This is a genomic window from Mycobacterium sp. (assembly GCF_032161845.1).
GTDB lineage: Bacteria > Actinomycetota > Actinomycetes > Mycobacteriales > Mycobacteriaceae > Mycobacterium.
Window position 1 is genome coordinate 1 of the sequence record NZ_JAVRQA010000362.1, and the last position, 3,023, is coordinate 3,023.

Consider the following 3,023-nt stretch of genomic DNA (forward strand, 5'->3'; position numbering starts at 1 on the left):
CACCGCCCAGTTCTTCGGTCCGGCCAGCGTCGACACCCCGCTGTTCCGGCTGCCCGTCCGCCTGGCTCTAGGACCCACGCACGTCGCCGTCGTGATGGGTATTGCCGAGGGCGCGCTGGAAGACTTGCGCACACTGGCCAAGACCAAGCGCCCCGCATTCAATCCCACCATGCGGCTGGCCGCCGACCCCGTCTTTCAATACCGACTTGGCCAGCTCGACATAAGACTGTCCTCCGTTCGAGCGCTGGCCGAAAGAGAAGTCTCGCTGATGTGGGACGCAGCCCTCTCCCGAGAACCCATCACGCCGTTGGCTGCCACTCGCCAGCGCGCAATGGTGGCACGGGCACACACGGAGTGCGTCGAGATCGTCAACGAGGCATTCGGATTGGCCGGTAGCAACGCCATGTACAACACGTCGACGTTGCAGCGACGGCTCCGCGATGTCCGCACGGCGGCCCAACACGCCGCGGCAAGCGCGGAGATCTACACGATCGTCGGAGCGCTGCTCGTCGACGAGGACGTACCACCGGCTGCGCTGGGCTGACGACCGACGATGACCACGGCGACGAACACCACCCAGGCAATGACGGTGCACTGGGAACTCGCTCGGCTGAACAACGCCTTCGCCTACTTCGTCGACAACGGCGAGTTCGAGTCGATGATCGAATTGTTCACCCCCGATGCTCTCTTCGACCGCGCTGGCATCGTTCACCGCGGGCACGACGAGATGCGTGAGGGGATGGCGCAGCGGCCGGCGGTGACCACGCGTCACCTGCTGACCAACTTCCATCTCGTGGACTTCGACGACGAGACGGCCGAGGCGGTCGTCTGCGCCTTGGTCTACCACGGTCCCGCCGCGAGGGACGGTGAGGTCGTGATCTATGCAACCGATAACGGGAGAGTCCTCGACTTTCACGATCGATACGTCAAAACCGATGGGAAATGGCGTATTTCATCGCGCCTCGCCCGGCCAATCTTCACCCCGGAGGTATGGCCGTGACCACCGCCCAAGGCAAGGAGAACGACTCGCATGGCTGACAGCCAGCAGGACGTGTCGTCGACCGTCGACAGATTCGTCGACGCGCTGTCGACTGGAAACGCCGGGATCCTCCACGCGCTATTCACCGACGATGCGGTGATCTGGCACAACTACGACCAACTCGCCCAACCTGCAGTGGCAGCATTGGGGGCGCTGGCCGGGCTCGCAGCGCTACAACCGCGCTACGAGATCGTCGGTCGTGACGTCATGGATTCTGCGTGCATTCAGCGCCACGTTGTCCACCTGACTCTACCCGGTGGCCAGGCGGTCTCGATCCCGGCAATACAGCGGATCGCGTTGTCGGATGGCCTAATTCGGCGGATCGACGAATACATGGATTCGGCGCAGATGCTAGTCGCGGTGCAGGCGCTGCAAGCAGGGTCGCCAAGTAGTGCGTGACGTTTGCTTCCCAACGACGAGAACAGGACGTAGTAATGCCCGCAATCACAGACAAGTTCAACGGTGAGCCCATTCTGAAACTTCAGCGGCTCGGTCACGGCACTCTCGAGACCGTGGACATCGCCAGGGCGCGTCGATTCTACGAGGAGGTGCTTGGACTGGAGGTGATCCAACCCAGCAGCAGGTCGATGATGATCCGGCTCGGCACCAATCACGCGTACGCAGTGGTCGAAACCGGCAAGGAAAGCACGATGTCGATGCTGGCGCACAACGGACTAGACGTAGGCAGCGTGGATGAAGTTCATGCCGCCCACGAGAAGTTGGTAGCGATCAAAGACGAGTGGGGCATCAAGCAGATCACCGAACCCAGGCACATGCATGGCGACACGTCGTTCTACTTCACCGACCCGGACGGCAACTGGTGGGAGATCGTAGCGGTCCGCGAGAACGGCTACGCCGAGGACTTCGCCGATCCCGAGCGTGACCTGACGGGGCTGCACGAGTTCGACGGTGAAGGAGGCAACGTGAACTTCAATCACACTCACGATCCCGAATTCCGCGCGCGGGTCCGAGAAGTCGTGAACACCAAGAGCGCCGCGCAATGAGCCGTCTGGAGGGCAGGGTCGCCGTCGTGACGGGCGCCGGCAAGGGCATCGGCCGCGGGATCGCGCGCCGATTCGCCCGTGAGGGCGCCAAAGTCGTCGTCGCAGAATTCGACGCCGACGCGGGCAAGCGTGTGGCAGACGACCTTGGCGATCTCGGTGGGGAAGGACTCTTCGTTCAGACCGACGTGTCGCAGAAGGCGGACGTCCAAGGCGCAATCGCTGCCGCACAGGAGAGCTTCGGCCGTTTGGACGTCCTGGTGAACAACGCGATCTCGTTGACCTCGGACGTACCACTGGAATACAAGACCGACGAGATGCTCGAGCAGACGATGAAAGTCGGGCTGTGGAGTGTCTGGTGGGCCATGCAGGATGCGTTCCCGATCATGAAGGCCCAGGGCGGCGGGCGGATCATAAACTTCTATTCGATCGACGCCGACAACGGCAACTGGGTACACGGTGACTACAACACCGCGAAGGGCGGCGTGCAGGCTCTCACCCGGACCGCAGGCTTCCAGTGGGCCAGGCACAACATCCTCGTCAATGCCATCGCGCCCATCGCCGCGTCAGCTGCCTTCGAACAGATGGTGGTCGACAACCCTGCTCTGGCGCAAGCGATTCCGTCGATGATTCCGATGGGACGGATGGGTGATCCGGAAGACGACATCGCACCCGTCGTGGCATTTCTGGCCAGCGACGAGGCGCGCTTCATCACCGGGGCGACCATTCCCGTCGACGGTGGCCTGCACGTACCTCGGGTCAACACCAGGCCACCGGATCTCTCGGTGTTCGAATCAATGCCCGTCAGTCCCGGGCAATGACAACAAGTAGAAGGAGTTCGGCGTGACCATAGATGAGGTGAAGCACGCTCCGACCGGGCCCGTGCTGTCCGACGGGACACCGCTGTCGGAGTTGATCGACAAGGACTTTCGCGAAGTCTCGCTGCGGGTACTGACCGACCCCGAGCTCTACCAACTAGAGCT

The 3,023-nt window shown here is 62.6% G+C and carries 5 protein-coding genes; all 5 read left to right on the top strand.

Annotated features, from left to right (window positions below; all coding sequences use genetic code 11):
• Positions 1–544, top strand: a 544-nt coding sequence (locus tag QOD90_RS19510) for an acyl-CoA dehydrogenase family protein (protein WP_526352477.1), incomplete at its 5' end; no start/stop codon positions are given.
• A 9-nt stretch (positions 545–553) separates the two neighbouring features.
• Positions 554–1,000, top strand: coding sequence for a nuclear transport factor 2 family protein (locus tag QOD90_RS19515; RefSeq protein ID WP_526352478.1), 447 nt, complete (start codon positions 554–556; stop codon positions 998–1,000).
• A gap of 30 nt (positions 1,001–1,030) precedes the next feature.
• On the top strand, positions 1,031–1,438 hold the full coding sequence (locus QOD90_RS19520; RefSeq protein ID WP_526352479.1) for a nuclear transport factor 2 family protein: 408 nt from the start codon (positions 1,031–1,033) through the stop codon (positions 1,436–1,438).
• Positions 1,439–1,473: 35 nt separating this feature from the next.
• Entirely contained in the window at positions 1,474–2,043 is a 570-nt protein-coding gene (locus tag QOD90_RS19525) for a VOC family protein (RefSeq protein WP_526352480.1), read from the top strand.
• The gene (locus QOD90_RS19530) at positions 2,040–2,861 is read left to right on the top strand and encodes an SDR family NAD(P)-dependent oxidoreductase (RefSeq protein WP_526352481.1); all 822 of its coding nucleotides are present in this window, start codon (positions 2,040–2,042) and stop codon (positions 2,859–2,861) included. The genes QOD90_RS19525 and QOD90_RS19530 overlap by 4 nt, the downstream gene beginning before the upstream one ends.
• The last annotated feature ends 162 nt before the right edge of the window (positions 2,862–3,023 follow it).